Origin of the sequence: Photobacterium toruni (genome assembly GCF_024529955.1) — a bacterium.
GTDB classification, from domain to species: Bacteria; Pseudomonadota; Gammaproteobacteria; order Enterobacterales; family Vibrionaceae; genus Photobacterium; species Photobacterium toruni.
In genome coordinates this window covers 2,913,360-2,937,102 of sequence record NZ_AP024854.1, presented here as the reverse complement: position 1 = coordinate 2,937,102, position 23,743 = coordinate 2,913,360, and the positions used below count along the sequence as shown (strand labels likewise).

Genomic DNA, 23,743 nt, shown 5'->3' with positions numbered 1-23,743 from the left:
TTTATTGCCACAAGGCAATAAATAAACCAGAATTTGCTTGGCGACCATAGCGTTATGGACCCACCTGATCCCATGCCGAACTCAGTAGTGAAACGTAATAGCGCCGATGGTAGTGTGGGGTCTCCCCATGTGAGAGTAGGACATCGCCAGGCTTCAAAATATGAGAGCCCGTTCAATGAACGGGCTTTTATTTCGCTTCCACTGATTGTAATGTGAGCGACGTCAATAGAAAGTTTTTACTTTTTAATCAACTGATAAAAAAGAATAAAATTTTGTCTTGACTGAATATCAGAAAAGCGTATTATACGCCACCTGACTTGCTGAAGCGTAACGCGCTAAGGCATTGATAGTCAACGTTCTTTAACAATTTGACCATGCAATCTGTGTGGGCACTCACTGAAGAGTTAAGTCGAAAGATTTATCAATAAGCTGAGTGACCAATACAAAATAGCCTAATCTATTTATAGAAAAGATTATTTTGGCACAGTTATTTAATTATCATTCTTTGAATGATAAAAGCTTTAATTTACTACGGTATTTAAAGTCAGTATTTATTGAGCCGGTCGAAAGACCAACAAAACTTTAATTGAAGAGTTTGATCATGGCTCAGATTGAACGCTGGCGGCAGGCCTAACACATGCAAGTCGAGCGGTAACAGATTGGTAGCTTGCTATCAATGCTGACGAGCGGCGGACGGGTGAGTAATGCCTGGGAATATACCCTGATGTGGGGGATAACTATTGGAAACGATAGCTAATACCGCATAATCTCTTCGGAGCAAAGAGGGGGACCTTCGGGCCTCTCGCGTCAGGATTAGCCCAGGTGGGATTAGCTAGTTGGTGGGGTAATGGCTCACCAAGGCGACGATCCCTAGCTGGTCTGAGAGGATGATCAGCCACACTGGAACTGAGACACGGTCCAGACTCCTACGGGAGGCAGCAGTGGGGAATATTGCACAATGGGGGAAACCCTGATGCAGCCATGCCGCGTGTATGAAGAAGGCCTTCGGGTTGTAAAGTACTTTCAGTTGTGAGGAAGGCAGTTAAGTTAATAGCTTAGCTGTTTGACGTTAGCAACAGAAGAAGCACCGGCTAACTCCGTGCCAGCAGCCGCGGTAATACGGAGGGTGCGAGCGTTAATCGGAATTACTGGGCGTAAAGCGCATGCAGGCGGTCTGTTAAGCAAGATGTGAAAGCCCGGGGCTCAACCTCGGAACAGCATTTTGAACTGGCAGACTAGAGTCTTGTAGAGGGGGGTAGAATTTCAGGTGTAGCGGTGAAATGCGTAGAGATCTGAAGGAATACCGGTGGCGAAGGCGGCCCCCTGGACAAAGACTGACGCTCAGATGCGAAAGCGTGGGGAGCAAACAGGATTAGATACCCTGGTAGTCCACGCCGTAAACGATGTCTACTTGAAGGTTGTGGCCTTGAGCCGTGGCTTTCGGAGCTAACGCGTTAAGTAGACCGCCTGGGGAGTACGGTCGCAAGATTAAAACTCAAATGAATTGACGGGGGCCCGCACAAGCGGTGGAGCATGTGGTTTAATTCGATGCAACGCGAAGAACCTTACCTACTCTTGACATCCAGAGAATTCGCTAGAGATAGCTTAGTGCCTTCGGGAACTCTGAGACAGGTGCTGCATGGCTGTCGTCAGCTCGTGTTGTGAAATGTTGGGTTAAGTCCCGCAACGAGCGCAACCCTTATCCTTGTTTGCCAGCACGTAATGGTGGGAACTCCAGGGAGACTGCCGGTGATAAACCGGAGGAAGGTGGGGACGACGTCAAGTCATCATGGCCCTTACGAGTAGGGCTACACACGTGCTACAATGGCGTATACAGAGGGCTGCAAACTAGCGATAGTGAGCGAATCCCACAAAGTACGTCGTAGTCCGGATTGGAGTCTGCAACTCGACTCCATGAAGTCGGAATCGCTAGTAATCGTGAATCAGAATGTCACGGTGAATACGTTCCCGGGCCTTGTACACACCGCCCGTCACACCATGGGAGTGGGCTGCACCAGAAGTAGATAGCTTAACCTTCGGGAGGGCGTTTACCACGGTGTGGTTCATGACTGGGGTGAAGTCGTAACAAGGTAGCCCTAGGGGAACCTGGGGCTGGATCACCTCCTTACCTAAAGACTTATCTGTTTTATGCAGTGTCCACACAAATTGCTTGGTCGAACTAAAAGAACAGTACGAAAGTGCTAATGAATGCTATCGCATTGATTAACGCTTTTTTGCGTTATGCTCTTTAACAATCTGGAAAGCTGACTAGTAAATTTAATCGAAAGATTAATTTTAAAAAATGTTTTTATTTTCGAATAAAAACGAGTTCTCAAAACAACACACATTCAAGTGTCTTGTATCGAGTCCGGCGAAAAACCAATGTTTAATATTTTCTTGATCGGATTATTAAACACAAACCTTGGTTGTTTGAACATGCAAGACCTCTTGGGGTTGTATGGTTAAGTGACTAAGCGTACACGGTGGATGCCTTGGCAGTCAGAGGCGATGAAGGACGTATTAACTTGCGATAAGCCCAGATTAGGCAGTAAAAGCCACTTGAGTCTGGGATTTCCGAATGGGGAAACCCACTAGCATAAGCTAGTATCATTAACTGAATACATAGGTTAATGAAGCGAACCGGGGGAACTGAAACATCTAAGTACCCCGAGGAAGAGAAATCAACCGAGATTCCGGTAGTAGCGGCGAGCGAAACCGGATTAGCCCTTAAGTTAGTTCAGCGTTAGGTGAAGGTTCTGGAAAGTACCGCGATACAGGGTGATAGCCCCGTAACCAACAACGCTTTATTAGTGAAATCGAGTAGGACGGGACACGTGATATCCTGTTTGAACATGGGGGGACCATCCTCCAAGGCTAAATACTCCTGACTGACCGATAGTGAACCAGTACCGTGAGGGAAAGGCGAAAAGAACCCCTGTGAGGGGAGTGAAATAGAACCTGAAACCGTGTACGTACAAGCAGTAGGAGCCCACTTGTTGGGTGACTGCGTACCTTTTGTATAATGGGTCAGCGACTTAATTTTAGTAGCAAGGTTAACCGTTTAGGGGAGCCGTAGGGAAACCGAGTCTTAACTGGGCGAATTAGTTGCTAGGATTAGACCCGAAACCGAGTGATCTAGCCATGGGCAGGTTGAAGGTGAGGTAACACTTACTGGAGGACCGAACCGACTAATGTTGAAAAATTAGCGGATGACTTGTGGCTAGGGGTGAAAGGCCAATCAAACTCGGAGATAGCTGGTTCTCCCCGAAAGCTATTTAGGTAGCGCCTCGGACGAATACTACTGGGGGTAGAGCACTGTTAAGGCTAGGGGGTCATCCCGACTTACCAACCCTTTGCAAACTCCGAATACCAGTAAGTAATATCCGGGAGACACACGGCGGGTGCTAACGTCCGTCGTGAAGAGGGAAACAACCCAGACCGCCAGCTAAGGTCCCAAAGTTATAGCTAAGTGGGAAACGATGTGGGAAGGCTCAGACAGCCAGGATGTTGGCTTAGAAGCAGCCATCATTTAAAGAAAGCGTAATAGCTCACTGGTCGAGTCGGCCTGCGCGGAAGATTTAACGGGGCTAAGCTATACACCGAAGCTGCGGCAATGTGAACTTGTTCACATTGGGTAGGGGAGCGTTCTGTAAGCCGTTGAAGGTGCATTGTAAAGTGTGCTGGAGGTATCAGAAGTGCGAATGCTGACATGAGTAACGATAAAGGGAGTGAAAAACTCCCTCGCCGGAAGATCAAGGGTTCCTGTCCAACGTTAATCGGGGCAGGGTAAGTCGACCCCTAAGGCGAGGCCGAAAGGCGTAGTCGATGGGAAACGGGTTAATATTCCCGTACTTCTTATAATTGCGATGGAGGGACGGAGAAGGCTAGGTGAGCCTGGCGACGGTTGTCCAGGTCCAAGTATGTAGGCTGATGGTTTAGGCAAATCCGGACCATCTTAAGGCTGAGATACGATGTCGAGCTACTACGGTAGTGAAGTCATTGATGCCATGCTTCCGGGAAAAGCTTCTAAGCTTCAGATTATAAGAAATCGTACCCCAAACCGACACAGGTGATCAGGTAGAGAATACCAAGGCGCTTGAGAGAACTCGGGTGAAGGAACTAGGCAAAATGGTACCGTAACTTCGGGAGAAGGTACGCTCCTAGCGGTGATGAGACTTGCTCTCTAAGCTGCCGGGAGTCGCAGATACCAGGTGGCTGCAACTGTTTATTAAAAACACAGCACTGTGCAAAATCGAAAGATGACGTATACGGTGTGACGCCTGCCCGGTGCCGGAAGGTTAATTGATGGGGTTAGACTTCGGTCGAAGCTCTTGATCGAAGCCCCGGTAAACGGCGGCCGTAACTATAACGGTCCTAAGGTAGCGAAATTCCTTGTCGGGTAAGTTCCGACCTGCACGAATGGCGTAATGATGGCCACGCTGTCTCCACCCGAGACTCAGTGAAATTGAAATCGCAGTGAAGATGCTGTGTACCCGCGGCTAGACGGAAAGACCCCGTGAACCTTTACTATAGCTTGGCACTGAACATTGACCCTACATGTGTAGGATAGGTGGGAGACGTTGAAGCAACCGCGCCAGTGGTTGTGGAGTCAATCTTGAAATACCACCCTTGTATGCTTGATGTTCTAACGTCGACCCCTTATCGGGGTTACGGACAGTGCCTGGTGGGTAGTTTGACTGGGGCGGTCTCCTCCCAAAGAGTAACGGAGGAGCACGAAGGTGGGCTAATCACGGTCGGACATCGTGAGGTTAGTGCAATGGCATAAGCCCGCTTGACTGCGAGAATGACAATTCGAGCAGGTGCGAAAGCAGGTCATAGTGATCCGGTGGTTCTGAATGGAAGGGCCATCGCTCAACGGATAAAAGGTACTCCGGGGATAACAGGCTGATACCGCCCAAGAGTTCATATCGACGGCGGTGTTTGGCACCTCGATGTCGGCTCATCACATCCTGGGGCTGAAGTCGGTCCCAAGGGTATGGCTGTTCGCCATTTAAAGTGGTACGCGAGCTGGGTTTAGAACGTCGTGAGACAGTTCGGTCCCTATCTGCCGTGGGCGTTGGATGATTGAGAGGGGCTGCTCCTAGTACGAGAGGACCGGAGTGGACGAACCGCTGGTGTTCGGGTTGTATCGCCAGATGCATTGCCCGGTAGCTAAGTTCGGAATCGATAACCGCTGAAAGCATCTAAGCGGGAAGCGAGCCTCAAGATGAGTCATCCCTAGACCTTTAAGGTCTCTAAAGGGTTGTTGAAGACTACAACGTTGATAGGTCAGGTGTGTAAGTGCTGCGAGGCATTGAGCTAACTGATACTAATTGCCCGTGAGGCTTAACCATACAACACCCAAGGGGTTTTTCTTCTCAAAAGAGAAGAGACGGACTCTACAAACGCTTGAATGCGTGTTGAGAACAACTAGTTAGATTTTCCCAGATTGCTATTTATTGCCACAAGGCAATAAATAAAACAGAATTTGCTTGGCGACCATAGCGTTATGGACCCACCTGATCCCATGCCGAACTCAGTAGTGAAACGTAATAGCGCCGATGGTAGTGTGGGGTCTCCCCATGTGAGAGTAGGACATCGCCAGGCTTCAAATTATGAGAGCCCGTTCAATGAACGGGCTTTTATTTCGCTTCCACTGATTGTAATGTGAGCGACGTCAATAGAAAGTTTTTACTTTTTAATCAATTGATAAAAAAGAATAAAATTTTGTCTTGACTGAATATCAGAAAAGCGTATTATACGCCACCTGACTTGCTGAAGCGTAAAGAGCTAAGGCATTGAAAGTCAACGTTCTTTAACAATTTGACCATGCAATCTGTGTGGGCACTCGTTAAATAGTTAAGTCGAAAGATTTATCAATGAACTGAGTGACCAATACAAATAACTTCGGTTATTTGGCACAGTCAATTCATTACCATTCTGTTGGAATGGTAATAGCTTTAAAATTACATTAGTAGTTTTGAAGTCAGTATTCATTGAGCCGTCTCGAAAGAGGCAACAAAACTTTAATTGAAGAGTTTGATCATGGCTCAGATTGAACGCTGGCGGCAGGCCTAACACATGCAAGTCGAGCGGTAACAGATTGATAGCTTGCTATCAATGCTGACGAGCGGCGGACGGGTGAGTAATGCCTGGGAATATACCCTGATGTGGGGGATAACTATTGGAAACGATAGCTAATACCGCATAATCTCTTCGGAGCAAAGAGGGGGACCTTTGGGCCTCTCGCGTCAGGATTAGCCCAGGTGGGATTAGCTAGTTGGTGGGGTAATGGCTCACCAAGGCGACGATCCCTAGCTGGTCTGAGAGGATGATCAGCCACACTGGAACTGAGACACGGTCCAGACTCCTACGGGAGGCAGCAGTGGGGAATATTGCACAATGGGGGAAACCCTGATGCAGCCATGCCGCGTGTATGAAGAAGGCCTTCGGGTTGTAAAGTACTTTCAGTTGTGAGGAAGGCAGTTAAGTTAATAGCTTAGCTGTTTGACGTTAGCAACAGAAGAAGCACCGGCTAACTCCGTGCCAGCAGCCGCGGTAATACGGAGGGTGCGAGCGTTAATCGGAATTACTGGGCGTAAAGCGCATGCAGGCGGTCTGTTAAGCAAGATGTGAAAGCCCGGGGCTCAACCTCGGAACAGCATTTTGAACTGGCAGACTAGAGTCTTGTAGAGGGGGGTAGAATTTCAGGTGTAGCGGTGAAATGCGTAGAGATCTGAAGGAATACCGGTGGCGAAGGCGGCCCCCTGGACAAAGACTGACGCTCAGATGCGAAAGCGTGGGGAGCAAACAGGATTAGATACCCTGGTAGTCCACGCCGTAAACGATGTCTACTTGAAGGTTGTGGCCTTGAGCCGTGGCTTTCGGAGCTAACGCGTTAAGTAGACCGCCTGGGGAGTACGGTCGCAAGATTAAAACTCAAATGAATTGACGGGGGCCCGCACAAGCGGTGGAGCATGTGGTTTAATTCGATGCAACGCGAAGAACCTTACCTACTCTTGACATCCAGAGAATTCGCTAGAGATAGCTTAGTGCCTTCGGGAACTCTGAGACAGGTGCTGCATGGCTGTCGTCAGCTCGTGTTGTGAAATGTTGGGTTAAGTCCCGCAACGAGCGCAACCCTTATCCTTGTTTGCCAGCACGTAATGGTGGGAACTCCAGGGAGACTGCCGGTGATAAACCGGAGGAAGGTGGGGACGACGTCAAGTCATCATGGCCCTTACGAGTAGGGCTACACACGTGCTACAATGGCGTATACAGAGGGCTGCAAACTAGCGATAGTGAGCGAATCCCACAAAGTACGTCGTAGTCCGGATTGGAGTCTGCAACTCGACTCCATGAAGTCGGAATCGCTAGTAATCGTGAATCAGAATGTCACGGTGAATACGTTCCCGGGCCTTGTACACACCGCCCGTCACACCATGGGAGTGGGCTGCACCAGAAGTAGATAGCTTAACCTTCGGGAGGGCGTTTACCACGGTGTGGTTCATGACTGGGGTGAAGTCGTAACAAGGTAGCCCTAGGGGAACCTGGGGCTGGATCACCTCCTTACCTAAAGACTTATACTGTTTTATGCAGTGTCCACACAGATTGCTTGGTCGAAATGTAAAAGAGCCGACGTAAGTTGCCCAACAACTTACGTTATGAACATTGTCCCGTTCGTCTAGAGGCCTAGGACACCGCCCTTTCACGGCGGTAACAGGGGTTCGACTCCCCTACGGGACGCCAATGGGTCGTTAGCTCAGTTGGTAGAGCAGTTGACTTTTAATCAATTGGTCGCAGGTTCGAATCCTGCACGACCCACCATTCTTTCTCACGAAGGAATTAAAACTATCGTGGGCGATTAGCTCAGTTGGGAGAGCACCTCCCTTACAAGGAGGGGGTCACTGGTTCGAGCCCGGTATCGCCCACCACTCTCTAAGAATTTTCTGCACGGAATCGCAGATTTAATGAAGAATACCTTTGTTAAGTCCGCATTGTTGTCACTGAAAATCATTAGAAAGTGGTTATCGTTAGATAATTGCATGCTCTTTAACAATCTGGAAAGCTGACTAGTAAATTTAATCGAAAGATTAATTTTAAAAAATGTTTTTATTTTCGAATAAAAACGAGTTCTCAAAACAACACACATTCAAGTGTCTTGTATCGAGTCCGGCGAAAAACCAATGTTTAATATTTTCTTGATCGGATTATTAAACACAAACCTTGGTTGTTTGAACATACAAGACCTCTTGGGGTTGTATGGTTAAGTGACTAAGCGTACACGGTGGATGCCTTGGCAGTCAGAGGCGATGAAGGACGTATTAACTTGCGATAAGCCCAGATTAGGCAGTAAAAGCCACTTGAGTCTGGGATTTCCGAATGGGGAAACCCACTAGCATAAGCTAGTATCATTAACTGAATACATAGGTTAATGAAGCGAACCGGGGGAACTGAAACATCTAAGTACCCCGAGGAAGAGAAATCAACCGAGATTCCGGTAGTAGCGGCGAGCGAAACCGGATTAGCCCTTAAGTTAGTTCAGCGTTAGGTGAAGGTTCTGGAAAGTACCGCGATACAGGGTGATAGCCCCGTAACCAACAACGCTTTATTAGTGAAATCGAGTAGGACGGGACACGTGATATCCTGTTTGAACATGGGGGGACCATCCTCCAAGGCTAAATACTCCTGACTGACCGATAGTGAACCAGTACCGTGAGGGAAAGGCGAAAAGAACCCCTGTGAGGGGAGTGAAATAGAACCTGAAACCGTGTACGTACAAGCAGTAGGAGCCCACTTGTTGGGTGACTGCGTACCTTTTGTATAATGGGTCAGCGACTTAATTTTAGTAGCAAGGTTAACCGTTTAGGGGAGCCGTAGGGAAACCGAGTCTTAACTGGGCGAATTAGTTGCTAGGATTAGACCCGAAACCGAGTGATCTAGCCATGGGCAGGTTGAAGGTGAGGTAACACTTACTGGAGGACCGAACCGACTAATGTTGAAAAATTAGCGGATGACTTGTGGCTAGGGGTGAAAGGCCAATCAAACTCGGAGATAGCTGGTTCTCCCCGAAAGCTATTTAGGTAGCGCCTCGGACGAATACTACTGGGGGTAGAGCACTGTTAAGGCTAGGGGGTCATCCCGACTTACCAACCCTTTGCAAACTCCGAATACCAGTAAGTAATATCCGGGAGACACACGGCGGGTGCTAACGTCCGTCGTGAAGAGGGAAACAACCCAGACCGCCAGCTAAGGTCCCAAAGTTATAGCTAAGTGGGAAACGATGTGGGAAGGCTCAGACAGCCAGGATGTTGGCTTAGAAGCAGCCATCATTTAAAGAAAGCGTAATAGCTCACTGGTCGAGTCGGCCTGCGCGGAAGATTTAACGGGGCTAAGCTATACACCGAAGCTGCGGCAATGTGAACTTGTTCACATTGGGTAGGGGAGCGTTCTGTAAGCCGTTGAAGGTGCATTGTAAAGTGTGCTGGAGGTATCAGAAGTGCGAATGCTGACATGAGTAACGATAAAGGGAGTGAAAAACTCCCTCGCCGGAAGATCAAGGGTTCCTGTCCAACGTTAATCGGGGCAGGGTAAGTCGACCCCTAAGGCGAGGCCGAAAGGCGTAGTCGATGGGAAACGGGTTAATATTCCCGTACTTCTTATAATTGCGATGGAGGGACGGAGAAGGCTAGGTGAGCCTGGCGACGGTTGTCCAGGTCCAAGTATGTAGGCTGATGGTTTAGGCAAATCCGGACCATCTTAAGGCTGAGATACGATGTCGAGCTACTACGGTAGTGAAGTCATTGATGCCATGCTTCCGGGAAAAGCTTCTAAGCTTCAGATTATAAGAAATCGTACCCCAAACCGACACAGGTGATCAGGTAGAGAATACCAAGGCGCTTGAGAGAACTCGGGTGAAGGAACTAGGCAAAATGGTACCGTAACTTCGGGAGAAGGTACGCTCCTAGCGGTGATGAGACTTGCTCTCTAAGCTGCCGGGAGTCGCAGATACCAGGTGGCTGCAACTGTTTATTAAAAACACAGCACTGTGCAAAATCGAAAGATGACGTATACGGTGTGACGCCTGCCCGGTGCCGGAAGGTTAATTGATGGGGTTAGACTTCGGTCGAAGCTCTTGATCGAAGCCCCGGTAAACGGCGGCCGTAACTATAACGGTCCTAAGGTAGCGAAATTCCTTGTCGGGTAAGTTCCGACCTGCACGAATGGCGTAATGATGGCCACGCTGTCTCCACCCGAGACTCAGTGAAATTGAAATCGCAGTGAAGATGCTGTGTACCCGCGGCTAGACGGAAAGACCCCGTGAACCTTTACTATAGCTTGGCACTGAACATTGACCCTACATGTGTAGGATAGGTGGGAGACGTTGAAGCAACCGCGCCAGTGGTTGTGGAGTCAATCTTGAAATACCACCCTTGTATGCTTGATGTTCTAACGTCGACCCCTTATCGGGGTTACGGACAGTGCCTGGTGGGTAGTTTGACTGGGGCGGTCTCCTCCCAAAGAGTAACGGAGGAGCACGAAGGTGGGCTAATCACGGTCGGACATCGTGAGGTTAGTGCAATGGCATAAGCCCGCTTGACTGCGAGAATGACAATTCGAGCAGGTGCGAAAGCAGGTCATAGTGATCCGGTGGTTCTGAATGGAAGGGCCATCGCTCAACGGATAAAAGGTACTCCGGGGATAACAGGCTGATACCGCCCAAGAGTTCATATCGACGGCGGTGTTTGGCACCTCGATGTCGGCTCATCACATCCTGGGGCTGAAGTCGGTCCCAAGGGTATGGCTGTTCGCCATTTAAAGTGGTACGCGAGCTGGGTTTAGAACGTCGTGAGACAGTTCGGTCCCTATCTGCCGTGGGCGTTGGATGATTGAGAGGGGCTGCTCCTAGTACGAGAGGACCGGAGTGGACGAACCGCTGGTGTTCGGGTTGTATCGCCAGATGCATTGCCCGGTAGCTAAGTTCGGAATCGATAACCGCTGAAAGCATCTAAGCGGGAAGCGAGCCTCAAGATGAGTCATCCCTAGACCTTTAAGGTCTCTAAAGGGTTGTTGAAGACTACAACGTTGATAGGTCAGGTGTGTAAGTGCTGCGAGGCATTGAGCTAACTGATACTAATTGCCCGTGAGGCTTAACCATACAACACCCAAGGGGTTTTTCTTCTCAAAAGAGAAGAGACGGACTCTACAACGCTTGAATGCGTGTTGAGAACAACTAGTTAGATTTTCCCAGATTGCTATTTATTGCCACAAGGCAATAAATAAACCAGAATTTGCTTGGCGACCATAGCGTTATGGACCCACCTGATCCCATGCCGAACTCAGTAGTGAAACGTAATAGCGCCGATGGTAGTGTGGGGTCTCCCCATGTGAGAGTAGGACATCGCCAGGCTTCAAATTATGAGAGCCCGTTCAATGAACGGGCTTTTATTTCGCTTCCACTGATTGAAAGGTGAGCGACGTCAATAGAAAGTTTTTACTTTTTAATCAACTGATAAAAAAGAATAAAATTTTGTCTTGACTGAATATCAGAAAAGCGTATTATACGCCACCTGACTTGCTGAAGCGTAACGCGCTAAGGCATTGATAGTCAACGTTCTTTAACAATTTGACCATGCAATCTGTGTGGGCACTCACTGAAGAGTTAAGTCGAAAGATTTATCAATAAACTGAGTGACCAATACAAAATAGCCCAATCTATTTATAGAGAAGATTATTTTGGCACAGTTATTTAATTATCATTCTTTGAATGATAAAAAGCTTTAATTTACTACGGTATTTAAAGTCAGTATTTATTGAGCCGTCTCGAAAGAGACAACAAAACTTTAATTGAAGAGTTTGATCATGGCTCAGATTGAACGCTGGCGGCAGGCCTAACACATGCAAGTCGAGCGGTAACAGATTGATAGCTTGCTATCAATGCTGACGAGCGGCGGACGGGTGAGTAATGCCTGGGAATATACCCTGATGTGGGGGATAACTATTGGAAACGATAGCTAATACCGCATAATCTCTTCGGAGCAAAGAGGGGGACCTTCGGGCCTCTCGCGTCAGGATTAGCCCAGGTGGGATTAGCTAGTTGGTGGGGTAATGGCTCACCAAGGCGACGATCCCTAGCTGGTCTGAGAGGATGATCAGCCACACTGGAACTGAGACACGGTCCAGACTCCTACGGGAGGCAGCAGTGGGGAATATTGCACAATGGGGGAAACCCTGATGCAGCCATGCCGCGTGTATGAAGAAGGCCTTCGGGTTGTAAAGTACTTTCAGTTGTGAGGAAGGCAGTTAAGTTAATAGCTTAGCTGTTTGACGTTAGCAACAGAAGAAGCACCGGCTAACTCCGTGCCAGCAGCCGCGGTAATACGGAGGGTGCGAGCGTTAATCGGAATTACTGGGCGTAAAGCGCATGCAGGCGGTCTGTTAAGCAAGATGTGAAAGCCCGGGGCTCAACCTCGGAACAGCATTTTGAACTGGCAGACTAGAGTCTTGTAGAGGGGGGTAGAATTTCAGGTGTAGCGGTGAAATGCGTAGAGATCTGAAGGAATACCGGTGGCGAAGGCGGCCCCCTGGACAAAGACTGACGCTCAGATGCGAAAGCGTGGGGAGCAAACAGGATTAGATACCCTGGTAGTCCACGCCGTAAACGATGTCTACTTGAAGGTTGTGGCCTTGAGCCGTGGCTTTCGGAGCTAACGCGTTAAGTAGACCGCCTGGGGAGTACGGTCGCAAGATTAAAACTCAAATGAATTGACGGGGGCCCGCACAAGCGGTGGAGCATGTGGTTTAATTCGATGCAACGCGAAGAACCTTACCTACTCTTGACATCCAGAGAATTCGCTAGAGATAGCTTAGTGCCTTCGGGAACTCTGAGACAGGTGCTGCATGGCTGTCGTCAGCTCGTGTTGTGAAATGTTGGGTTAAGTCCCGCAACGAGCGCAACCCTTATCCTTGTTTGCCAGCACGTAATGGTGGGAACTCCAGGGAGACTGCCGGTGATAAACCGGAGGAAGGTGGGGACGACGTCAAGTCATCATGGCCCTTACGAGTAGGGCTACACACGTGCTACAATGGCGTATACAGAGGGCTGCAAACTAGCGATAGTGAGCGAATCCCACAAAGTACGTCGTAGTCCGGATTGGAGTCTGCAACTCGACTCCATGAAGTCGGAATCGCTAGTAATCGTGAATCAGAATGTCACGGTGAATACGTTCCCGGGCCTTGTACACACCGCCCGTCACACCATGGGAGTGGGCTGCACCAGAAGTAGATAGCTTAACCTTCGGGAGGGCGTTTACCACGGTGTGGTTCATGACTGGGGTGAAGTCGTAACAAGGTAGCCCTAGGGGAACCTGGGGCTGGATCACCTCCTTACCTAAAGACTTATCTGTTTTATGCAGTGTCCACACAAATTGCTTGGTCGAACTAAAAGAACAGTACGAAAGTGCTAATGAATGCTATCGCATTGATTAACGCTTTTTTGCGTTATGCTCTTTAACAATCTGGAAAGCTGACTAGTAAATTTAATCGAAAGATTAATTTTAAAAAATGTTTTTGTTGCTTCTTGTAAAAGAACAATAAAAACGAGTTCTCAAAACATACACATTCAAGTGTCTGTGTTTGCTTTCACTTTTTAAAGTGAAGACAAATAAATGAGTCCGGCGAAAAACCAATGTTTAATATTTTCTTGATCGGATTATTAAACACAAACCTTGGTTGTTTGAACATACAAGACCTCTTGGGGTTGTATGGTTAAGTGACTAAGCGTACACGGTGGATGCCTTGGCAGTCAGAGGCGATGAAGGACGTATTAACTTGCGATAAGCCCAGATTAGGCAGTAAAAGCCACTTGAGTCTGGGATTTCCGAATGGGGAAACCCACTAGCATAAGCTAGTATCATTAACTGAATACATAGGTTAATGAAGCGAACCGGGGGAACTGAAACATCTAAGTACCCCGAGGAAGAGAAATCAACCGAGATTCCGGTAGTAGCGGCGAGCGAAACCGGATTAGCCCTTAAGTTAGTTCAGCGTTAGGTGAAGGTTCTGGAAAGTACCGCGATACAGGGTGATAGCCCCGTAACCAACAACGCTTTATTAGTGAAATCGAGTAGGACGGGACACGTGATATCCTGTTTGAACATGGGGGGACCATCCTCCAAGGCTAAATACTCCTGACTGACCGATAGTGAACCAGTACCGTGAGGGAAAGGCGAAAAGAACCCCTGTGAGGGGAGTGAAATAGAACCTGAAACCGTGTACGTACAAGCAGTAGGAGCCCACTTGTTGGGTGACTGCGTACCTTTTGTATAATGGGTCAGCGACTTAATTTTAGTAGCAAGGTTAACCGTTTAGGGGAGCCGTAGGGAAACCGAGTCTTAACTGGGCGAATTAGTTGCTAGGATTAGACCCGAAACCGAGTGATCTAGCCATGGGCAGGTTGAAGGTGAGGTAACACTTACTGGAGGACCGAACCGACTAATGTTGAAAAATTAGCGGATGACTTGTGGCTAGGGGTGAAAGGCCAATCAAACTCGGAGATAGCTGGTTCTCCCCGAAAGCTATTTAGGTAGCGCCTCGGACGAATACTACTGGGGGTAGAGCACTGTTAAGGCTAGGGGGTCATCCCGACTTACCAACCCTTTGCAAACTCCGAATACCAGTAAGTAATATCCGGGAGACACACGGCGGGTGCTAACGTCCGTCGTGAAGAGGGAAACAACCCAGACCGCCAGCTAAGGTCCCAAAGTTATAGCTAAGTGGGAAACGATGTGGGAAGGCTCAGACAGCCAGGATGTTGGCTTAGAAGCAGCCATCATTTAAAGAAAGCGTAATAGCTCACTGGTCGAGTCGGCCTGCGCGGAAGATTTAACGGGGCTAAGCTATACACCGAAGCTGCGGCAATGTGAACTTGTTCACATTGGGTAGGGGAGCGTTCTGTAAGCCGTTGAAGGTGCATTGTAAAGTGTGCTGGAGGTATCAGAAGTGCGAATGCTGACATGAGTAACGATAAAGGGAGTGAAAAACTCCCTCGCCGGAAGATCAAGGGTTCCTGTCCAACGTTAATCGGGGCAGGGTAAGTCGACCCCTAAGGCGAGGCCGAAAGGCGTAGTCGATGGGAAACGGGTTAATATTCCCGTACTTCTTATAATTGCGATGGAGGGACGGAGAAGGCTAGGTGAGCCTGGCGACGGTTGTCCAGGTCCAAGTATGTAGGCTGATGGTTTAGGCAAATCCGGACCATCTTAAGGCTGAGATACGATGTCGAGCTACTACGGTAGTGAAGTCATTGATGCCATGCTTCCGGGAAAAGCTTCTAAGCTTCAGATTATAAGAAATCGTACCCCAAACCGACACAGGTGATCAGGTAGAGAATACCAAGGCGCTTGAGAGAACTCGGGTGAAGGAACTAGGCAAAATGGTACCGTAACTTCGGGAGAAGGTACGCTCCTAGCGGTGATGAGACTTGCTCTCTAAGCTGCCGGGAGTCGCAGATACCAGGTGGCTGCAACTGTTTATTAAAAACACAGCACTGTGCAAAATCGAAAGATGACGTATACGGTGTGACGCCTGCCCGGTGCCGGAAGGTTAATTGATGGGGTTAGACTTCGGTCGAAGCTCTTGATCGAAGCCCCGGTAAACGGCGGCCGTAACTATAACGGTCCTAAGGTAGCGAAATTCCTTGTCGGGTAAGTTCCGACCTGCACGAATGGCGTAATGATGGCCACGCTGTCTCCACCCGAGACTCAGTGAAATTGAAATCGCAGTGAAGATGCTGTGTACCCGCGGCTAGACGGAAAGACCCCGTGAACCTTTACTATAGCTTGGCACTGAACATTGACCCTACATGTGTAGGATAGGTGGGAGACGTTGAAGCAACCGCGCCAGTGGTTGTGGAGTCAATCTTGAAATACCACCCTTGTATGCTTGATGTTCTAACGTCGACCCCTTATCGGGGTTACGGACAGTGCCTGGTGGGTAGTTTGACTGGGGCGGTCTCCTCCCAAAGAGTAACGGAGGAGCACGAAGGTGGGCTAATCACGGTCGGACATCGTGAGGTTAGTGCAATGGCATAAGCCCGCTTGACTGCGAGAATGACAATTCGAGCAGGTGCGAAAGCAGGTCATAGTGATCCGGTGGTTCTGAATGGAAGGGCCATCGCTCAACGGATAAAAGGTACTCCGGGGATAACAGGCTGATACCGCCCAAGAGTTCATATCGACGGCGGTGTTTGGCACCTCGATGTCGGCTCATCACATCCTGGGGCTGAAGTCGGTCCCAAGGGTATGGCTGTTCGCCATTTAAAGTGGTACGCGAGCTGGGTTTAGAACGTCGTGAGACAGTTCGGTCCCTATCTGCCGTGGGCGTTGGATGATTGAGAGGGGCTGCTCCTAGTACGAGAGGACCGGAGTGGACGAACCGCTGGTGTTCGGGTTGTATCGCCAGATGCATTGCCCGGTAGCTAAGTTCGGAATCGATAACCGCTGAAAGCATCTAAGCGGGAAGCGAGCCTCAAGATGAGTCATCCCTAGACCTTTAAGGTCTCTAAAGGGTTGTTGAAGACTACAACGTTGATAGGTCAGGTGTGTAAGTGCTGTGAGGCATTGAGCTAACTGATACTAATTGCCCGTGAGGCTTAACCATACAACACCCAAGGGGTTTTTCTTCTCAAAAGAGAAGAGACGGACTCTACAAACGCTTGAATGCGTGTTGAGAACAACTAGTTAGATTTTCCCAGATTGCTATTTATTGCCATAAGGCAATAAATAAAACAGAATTTGCTTGGCGACCATAGCGTTATGGACCCACCTGATCCCATGCCGAACTCAGTAGTGAAACGTAATAGCGCCGATGGTAGTGTGGGGTCTCCCCATGTGAGAGTAGGACATCGCCAGGCTTCAAATTTTAAAAGGCCATCCGTAAGGATGGCCTTTTTTCGTTTATAACGAAAAAAATAATGACATATATTAAGATTGATCTATCATTTCCTATATTTCCTATATTTCCTATATTTCCTATATTATACCAATCTAACTAAAATTATGATCTAATTAAAGCCATCATTTTTAAATGAGATTCGCTATGGACAGCCTAAACAATACCGACTTTAAAAAGCTTGCTCGCCAACAAAAAACAATTCAAATGAAAATGAGATTACTTGCCTTGGAGCACTTCAAGGAAGGTAAATCTCGTACTCAAATTGCTAAATATCTCAAAGTTAGCCGAACAAGTGTTAATAAATGGGTGAGTGTCTTTCTTGAAGAAGGCTTAGAAGGGCTTCAAGAAAAAACGCGTAGTGGTCGCCCTGCATTTCTCTCACCTAAACAACGTGAGCAGCTATCCAATTATATTAAACTTAAAGCTCAAGACTCTTCTGGCGGGCGATTAATAGGCGCGGATATTCATGCTTACATTCTCAAAGAATTTGATAAAAACTACCACCCAGATTCTATCTATTATCTACTTAAGCGCATGGGCTTTTCGTGGATAACATCACGGTCAAAACATCCAAAACAATCACAGCAAGCTCAGGATAATTTTAAAAAAATTTAAAATTGAAATGATCCTTAAGATCCCAGGATATATAGCGCTCGATAAGGTCGATGTATGGTTTCAAGATGAAGCAAGATTTGGACAACAAAATACCACTACCCGTCTTTGGGCTGAACGAGGAACTCGACCAAGAGCGATAAAACAACAGCAGTTTGAATATGCTTATCTATTTGGTTCGGTGTGCCCAGCAAGAGGAGTTGGTGAGGCGTTAGTGGTACCTTGGGTAAATAAAGAAATAATGACTGAGCACCTTGCTCAGATATCACGAACCACAGAAAAAGGTCGTTATGCTATTGTAGTGATGGATGGTGCAGGCTGGCATACTGACGATATTGCTAATCCGTTTAATAATCTAAGCATCATCAAACTTCCACCATATTCCCCAGAACTTAACCCAATAGAACAAGTTTGGAGTTGGTTACGACAACACTATCTCGCTAATCAAAATTTTTCTGATTATAACGACATTCTCGATAAGGTCTGCCTTGCATGGAATCAGTTTAATGAATCGGCTTCACGCATCACTAGAATGTGTTCAAGAGATTGGATCAACCTGACCAGTTAATTTTCCAGATTGGTATTATTCTTATGAAAAAAACCGCCTTGCGGCGGTTATATGTTTGAATGATTATTAGCTTTTCATCATTAGCTGGTAGCCAATATAACAAGCAAACAAACTGACGGTTACGTTAAGTACGATATTTAACCCAGCTTTGATAAACTCACCTTGCTGCATCATTACAATGTTATCCATTGAAAAGGTAGAGAAGGTGGTTAATGCACCAAGAAAGCCTAGGCCTATCATTGGACGCCATGGTGCTGCTTCTATCATTCCTTGATTTAGCCCTGACATTAATAGCCCCATAATTAGCGAGCCAATAATATTGACGGTTAATGTTCCGTATGGGAAGCCACGGCCAAATAAAATAACGCAAAGCTCAGAAATTAAGTATCGTGAGCAGGCGCCGAATGCACCACCGATTGCGATGAATCCTAGTAATAAATATTGGCTCATTGGTATCTCGTTTCAGTTAAAGGTAATGATTAAAAAACGTCATAATAATCGCTTGTTGAGTTGGTTAATACTCTCGATAACTGCAATCATTGATTTAAGCGTATATTAAAATGTCTGTACATAGTTGGTTGTATAGCTACATTTATAGCATCATAATCATAACTAAGAAATTCACTATTGAGCGTTAGCTCACGGAGATAAGCTATGTCGCTATATCAAACAATCTTGCTTGCTGTTAACCCTGAAGATAAATATGCTCATAAATTAATGGTGAAGGCCGGAGTTATTGCTGAGCAAAATCATGCTGAATTACACATTGCTTATGTTGAGCCTGGTGTTGGAAATGTTAGTTTTATTGATGTTGAAATTGAATTGCAAGAAGAGCATGACGCTATAGCAAAACAACGAATGACACAATTATCAGAGTTAGCTGCTGTATCGTCTTATCCTGTGGCAGGGTTACATATTGCTAATGGCGACATTGCGAAACATTTAGAAGAGCTTGCTGAAAAAATTGAAGCCAATTTGGTGATTACTGGTTATCACAAATCCAGTATTCATATTTTTGGTGATGTGAGTGAGACATTAGCGAAAAATCTTAAATGTGATGTACTTATTTCGCAATAATCTGTGTTGTGATTATCTGCAATAAAAAGCCGTGTAATTGCACGGCTTTTTGCTATCTGTCACTAGGTGTTGATTCTTTATTGGGAAACCATTGCGATCATAACCTCAGTTATTATACTCAATCACTTACTTGTCGGAGTGCCATATGGCTGAGACCGCATTGCGGGATCCGTTGAACCTGATCAGGCTAATACCTGCGAAGGGAACAAGAGGTTATCTTTACTGCATATTCTTATCGAGGATCACTGTACGTATTTGATGATGCATAACTGTATGCATAGCTCTTGTTTACGCCCATCTGATAAGCACTTTTCCCTATAACATTAAAGGAAATTGCTGTGTCGAATCGCAAGCAAGCGAGATTGGAAGCGAAACAATTTATCGAGTCATTAACGGCTCAACCCTATCCTAATTCACGAAAAGTCTATGTTGTTGGTAGTCGTGCTGATATTGCAGTACCGATGCGAGAAATTGCTTTAGCTGATAGCCTTATTAGTGGTCCTAAACAAAATCCCATTTTTGAACCGAACCAACCGATTCGTGTTTATGATACTTCTGGTTTTTATACCGATCCTGAGCACTCTATAGATATTTATCGTGGTTTGCCCCCAGTGCGCCAAGCGTGGATCATTGAACGTAATGACACTGAATTATTATCTGATTTAAGTTCTGATTACGCTAATGAGCGTTTGCATGATCAGAGTTTGGATTCATTGCGTTTTAATCAGCGCGCTCCAACTCGACGTGCTAATAACGGTAAGAGTGTTACTCAATTGCATTACGCCCGCCAAGGTATTGTTACGCCTGAAATGGAATATATTGCGATTCGCGAAAACATGGGGCGAGGATATTATGATGATGAAATGCTAAACCAACAACATTCCGGCGTTAATTTTGGCGCTAATCTCCCTTTAAAGATCACACCTGAATTTGTTCGGCAAGAGGTTGCGGCTGGGCGTGCGATTATTCCTACAAATATCAATCACCCAGAAGTAGAACCAATGATTATTGGGCGTAATTTTTTAGTAAAGGTGAATGCCAACATTGGTAATTCAGCCGTGAGTTCATCCATTGAAGAAGAAGTTGAGAAATTAGTATGGTCGACTCGGTGGGGCGGCGATACGGTAATGGATTTATCAACGGGACGTAATATCCATGAAACGCGGGAATGGATCATTCGTAATAGCCCAGTACCGATTGGAACGGTACCGATGTATCAAGCATTGGAGAAAGTAAATGGAGTTGCGGAAAATCTAAACTGGGCTGTTTTTCGCGATACGTTATTAGAACAAGCTGAACAAGGTGTCGATTACTTTACTATTCATGCTGGAGTTTTATTACGTTATGTGCCAATGACGGCTCGACGGGTGACTGGGATTGTTTCTCGTGGCGGCTCAATCATGGCTAAGTGGTGTTTAGCACATCATCAAGAAAGTTTTTTGTATGAAAATTTCCGCAGTATTTGTGAGATTTGTGCTCAATATGATATTACGCTCTCTCTCGGTGACGGTTTGCGACCAGGCTCTATTGCTGATGCCAACGATGAAGCGCAGTTTAGTGAGCTGCGTACTTTAGGTGAGCTAACAAAAATCGCGTGGGAATATGATGTTCAGGTCATGATTGAAGGTCCGGGTCATGTGCCAATGCATATGATTAAGGCCAATATGGATGAGCAACTTAAACATTGTCATGAAGCGCCATTTTATACGCTTGGACCTCTTACAACAGATATTGCGCCCGGTTATGATCATATTACTTCTGGTATTGGTGCTGCCATGATTGGTTGGTATGGCTGTGCAATGCTGTGTTATGTCACGCCCAAAGAGCATTTAGGATTACCCAATAAAGATGATGTAAAAGTCGGTTTGATCACGTACAAGTTGTGTGCGCATGCGGCAGACTTAGCTAAAGGCCACCCCGGGGCACAAGTTCGTGATAATGCATTATCTAAAGCACGGTTTGAGTTTCGCTGGGAAGATCAATTTAATCTAGGCCTTGACCCACAAACTGCTCGAGATTATCACGATCAAACTTTACCGCAAGAATCTGGCAAAGTAGCCCACTTTTGTTCTATGTGTGGACCTAAATTTTGCTCAATGAAAATCTCTCAAGAAGTTCGAGATTACGCGAAAACGCTATCACCAATAGGTATTAGACAGAGTGATAACCCTCGTGTCGAGATGGAACAAAAAGCGGCTGAATTTCGCGCTCGTGGCAGTGAATTGTATCACCCTGCTAAAGAGGATTAACCAATGAGCACGTTATCGTTACCCCCTCATCTAATACCATTATTAATGCATATCGAACCTCTATTAATACCCGCTGAGTTATACCAACTAGGCGAAACGGTGACAGTAACCGTTCATAGCAGTGAGCCTTTAATACATATCAAGACCATCGTTAAGGAGTGTTCATTAGCGTTTAATTTTGTTACTGCAGATGAGGCGTGTACCCCGCCAACGTATCAAATATGGGATCAGTGGCTCGCCCCTTTTGCTGAATTGGCTGAGTTGCAACAAAAAGTCGCGGCCAATCCTAGTTTTGTCGTCTGTGGGTTTCCCGTAAATGATGGTTGTGTTGATATTTGGCATCATCAAGGGCAGGCTCGAGCTGTGTATTGTCATCATAGTGGCGCTAGTGAAGCACAACGAGCAATGTTGTTGGTAGCACTTGCACTTGATTATCCATTGGACGATGCGTTGGTATTAGCACGTGCTTATGCGCGGAGTTATCACGAATATAGTTATCAAGATCATAATCAGGATGCTCAAAGCGAACCAGTTTGGCCAACAGAAGCTAAAGTTTTTCCTCGTGCTTTAACGATAAATCATCCTCAAATCAAACAACTTGGATGGTTAATTGATGGTCAAGAGCTGGCTCCTTTTGCAGCTTTAGAGACAAGGCAACTTGGTTTGTATGCCGTTGTTGATAGCAGTGATTGGATTAAACGAGTCTTAGATCTTGGTGTTAATACCACCCAATTACGAATTAAAAATCCACAAACCTCTGATCTGGAACACCAGATTCAATGTGCTGTGACTGCTGGAGAATCAGTTTCAGCCCCCGTATTTATTAATGATTATTGGCTGCTGGCAATCAAATACCATGCTTATGGGGTTCACCTTGGCCAAGACGATCTTGATAGCGCTAATTTAGTTGCGATTCAACAAGCGGGATTACGACTTGGTATTTCTACCCATGGTTATTATGAAATTTTACGCGCACTTGAATATCAACCCAGCTATATCGCTTTGGGGCATATTTTTGCGACATCAACCAAAGATATGCCGTCATTGCCTCAAGGTGTGGCTCGATTAGCACTTTATCAAAAATTGATTGGTGATCGAGTACCCACTGTGGCGATTGGTGGCATTACCATTGAGCGGGCCGCAAAAGTGTGGCGCACCGGGGTTACTGGGGTGGCAGTTGTGAGTGCGATTACTCAAGCGGCCGATCCTGCATTTACGATCACTAAACTGCACAATATATTGGTGCCTAACGTTGAATATGTGGCTGCAGGAGGGCGGAATGATAAACACTGCGCTCTCTGATGCTGAATTTATGCGTTATAGCCGCCAGTTAATGGTGACTGATATTGCTGAATCTGGACAGCAACAACTGAAAAATACGCAAGTGTTAATTGTTGGTGGTGGTGGTTTAGGCTCAGCGGTTGGACTTTATTTGGCGGCGACTGGCGTAGGTACGATTGTCATTGCTGATGATGATGTGGTTGACGTGTCAAATTTACAGCGCCAAGTTTTGTATCGTGCAGCAGACGTTGGGTCTAATAAAGCGCAGGCTGCGTGTGCTCAAATGCGCGCGTTAAATCCGCTTAATCGTTACCGCGCGGTCACAACTAGATTAGCCGGTTTGCAATTAGCGTTAGAAGTAGATCAAGCTGATATTGTAGTTGATTGCAGTGATAATTTTTCGACTCGCTATGCGATTAATGATGCCTGTTTTGCTGCGAGAAAATACTTAGTTTCAGGCGCTGCAATCGGCTGGCAAGGACAGTTAATGACGTTTGATTTTAGGGCTGGGATTGGACCTTGTTATCAATGTTTATTGCCTCAAGCTGTATCAAATACGGCTAAAGTGCGTAATTGCCGCAGTGGTGGCATTGTGGGACCCGTGGTGGGAATTATTGGTTCGATGCAGGCGCTTGCAGTCATAAAAGTGATTGTTGAGACGGAGAGGGTTGATGTGAATTACCTTTCTCAATTTGATGGATCACAAGGGCACTGGCGCCAATTTGGCATCAAGATTGATCAACAGTGCTCTGTTTGTGGTGAACACTCACTTGTTAATGGAGGTATTGTTTAATGACAATAATAACCGTCTGGTTAAATGATCAAGCTGTTGAGTGTCAATCACAGCAATGTTTAGTTGAGTTAGTTGAGCAATTATCACTACCTACTATGGGGGCTGCGATTGCGGTAAATCAAGCCATTATTACGCGCAGTGAATGGTCAACAACAGTACTGAACCATCACGATCAGATCTCGCTCTTTCAAGTCATTGCTGGAGGCTAAC

Annotated in this window: 7 protein-coding genes, 3 tRNA genes, 10 rRNA genes and 1 riboswitch; of the genes, 19 read left to right on the top strand and 1 reads right to left on the bottom strand. The window is 46.7% G+C overall.

All coding sequences use genetic code 11. The features are described 5' to 3' along the window. Positions 1–36 precede the first annotated feature (36 nt). The 14 genes from rrf (OC457_RS13775) (at position 37) to OC457_RS13710 (ending at position 18,133) form a co-directional block, all read left to right on the top strand. Positions 37–152: ribosomal RNA gene (rrf, locus tag OC457_RS13775) — 5S ribosomal RNA — on the top strand. 431 nt (positions 153–583) lie between these two features. Beyond that, positions 584–2,128 (top strand): 16S ribosomal RNA (locus OC457_RS13770). Positions 2,129–2,460: 332 nt separating this feature from the next. Then, a 23S ribosomal RNA gene (locus OC457_RS13765) occupies positions 2,461–5,354 on the top strand. A gap of 137 nt (positions 5,355–5,491) precedes the next feature. Further along, positions 5,492–5,607: ribosomal RNA gene (gene rrf, locus OC457_RS13760) — 5S ribosomal RNA — on the top strand. A 420-nt stretch (positions 5,608–6,027) separates the two neighbouring features. Next, positions 6,028–7,572: ribosomal RNA gene (locus OC457_RS13755) — 16S ribosomal RNA — on the top strand. A 101-nt stretch (positions 7,573–7,673) separates the two neighbouring features. Next, a tRNA-Glu gene (locus OC457_RS13750) sits at positions 7,674–7,749 on the top strand. A gap of 2 nt (positions 7,750–7,751) precedes the next feature. Continuing rightward, positions 7,752–7,827 (top strand) — tRNA-Lys (locus OC457_RS13745). 31 nt (positions 7,828–7,858) lie between these two features. Next, positions 7,859–7,934 (top strand) — tRNA-Val (locus OC457_RS13740). 330 nt (positions 7,935–8,264) lie between these two features. Further along, positions 8,265–11,158: ribosomal RNA gene (locus OC457_RS13735) — 23S ribosomal RNA — on the top strand. Positions 11,159–11,294: 136 nt separating this feature from the next. Next, positions 11,295–11,410: ribosomal RNA gene (gene rrf / locus OC457_RS13730) — 5S ribosomal RNA — on the top strand. 434 nt (positions 11,411–11,844) lie between these two features. Continuing rightward, positions 11,845–13,389, top strand: a 16S ribosomal RNA gene (locus OC457_RS13725). 376 nt (positions 13,390–13,765) lie between these two features. Continuing rightward, positions 13,766–16,659 (top strand): 23S ribosomal RNA (locus OC457_RS13720). A 137-nt stretch (positions 16,660–16,796) separates the two neighbouring features. Continuing rightward, a 5S ribosomal RNA gene (gene rrf, locus OC457_RS13715) occupies positions 16,797–16,912 on the top strand. The 16S, 23S and 5S rRNA genes sit together here with 3 tRNA genes alongside, the layout of an rRNA operon. Before the next feature lie 185 nt (positions 16,913–17,097). Then, positions 17,098–18,133, top strand: a protein-coding gene (locus OC457_RS13710) for an IS630 family transposase (protein ID WP_262054063.1) whose coding sequence is annotated in 2 segments (ribosomal slippage) — positions 17,098–17,556 and positions 17,558–18,133 — 1,035 coding nt in all. Because the reading frame shifts where the segments join, the coding sequence is not laid out codon by codon here. Positions 18,134–18,199: 66 nt separating this feature from the next. On the opposite strand, the gene crcB is transcribed toward OC457_RS13710, so the two are convergent. Then, positions 18,200–18,583 carry a fluoride efflux transporter CrcB gene (crcB, locus tag OC457_RS13705; protein ID WP_036788490.1) on the bottom strand — a complete coding sequence of 128 codons (384 nt, stop codon included), beginning with the start codon at positions 18,581–18,583 and terminating at the stop codon, positions 18,200–18,202. Between the two features lie 204 nt (positions 18,584–18,787). On the opposite strand from crcB, the gene OC457_RS13700 reads away from it, so the two are divergent. The 5 genes from OC457_RS13700 to thiS all read left to right on the top strand — a co-directional run bounded on the left by OC457_RS13700 (position 18,788) and on the right by thiS (position 23,742). After that, positions 18,788–19,210 (top strand): universal stress protein, encoded by a 423-nt coding sequence (locus tag OC457_RS13700; RefSeq protein ID WP_080175512.1) that lies wholly within the window; start codon positions 18,788–18,790, stop codon positions 19,208–19,210. Positions 19,211–19,334: 124 nt separating this feature from the next. After that, positions 19,335–19,432, top strand: a riboswitch (TPP riboswitch). Positions 19,433–19,548: 116 nt separating this feature from the next. Beyond that, on the top strand, positions 19,549–21,459 hold the full coding sequence (gene thiC / locus OC457_RS13695; RefSeq protein WP_080175511.1) for a phosphomethylpyrimidine synthase ThiC: 1,911 nt from the start codon (positions 19,549–19,551) through the stop codon (positions 21,457–21,459). Positions 21,460–21,462: 3 nt separating this feature from the next. Further along, a complete protein-coding gene (gene thiE, locus OC457_RS13690) occupies positions 21,463–22,761 on the top strand; it encodes a thiamine phosphate synthase (RefSeq protein ID WP_080175510.1) in 1,299 nt (432 codons plus the stop codon). Further along, entirely contained in the window at positions 22,739–23,533 is a 795-nt protein-coding gene (locus OC457_RS13685; protein WP_080175509.1) for a HesA/MoeB/ThiF family protein, read from the top strand. Before thiE ends, OC457_RS13685 begins: the two co-directional genes overlap by 23 nt. Then, positions 23,533–23,742 carry a sulfur carrier protein ThiS gene (thiS, locus tag OC457_RS13680; RefSeq protein WP_080175508.1) on the top strand — a complete coding sequence of 70 codons (210 nt, stop codon included), beginning with the start codon at positions 23,533–23,535 and terminating at the stop codon, positions 23,740–23,742. Before OC457_RS13685 ends, thiS begins: the two co-directional genes overlap by 1 nt. The last annotated feature ends 1 nt before the right edge of the window (position 23,743 follow it).

Coding starts and splice junctions, on each gene's coding strand:
- crcB (WP_036788490.1), bottom strand. CDS start 18,583: ATGAGCCAATATTTATTACTAGGATTCATCGCAATCGGTGGTGCATTC.
- OC457_RS13700 (WP_080175512.1), top strand. CDS start 18,788: ATGTCGCTATATCAAACAATCTTGCTTGCTGTTAACCCTGAAGATAAA.
- thiE (WP_080175510.1), top strand. CDS start 21,463: ATGAGCACGTTATCGTTACCCCCTCATCTAATACCATTATTAATGCAT.
- OC457_RS13685 (WP_080175509.1), top strand. CDS start 22,739: ATGATAAACACTGCGCTCTCTGATGCTGAATTTATGCGTTATAGCCGC.
- thiS (WP_080175508.1), top strand. CDS start 23,533: ATGACAATAATAACCGTCTGGTTAAATGATCAAGCTGTTGAGTGTCAA.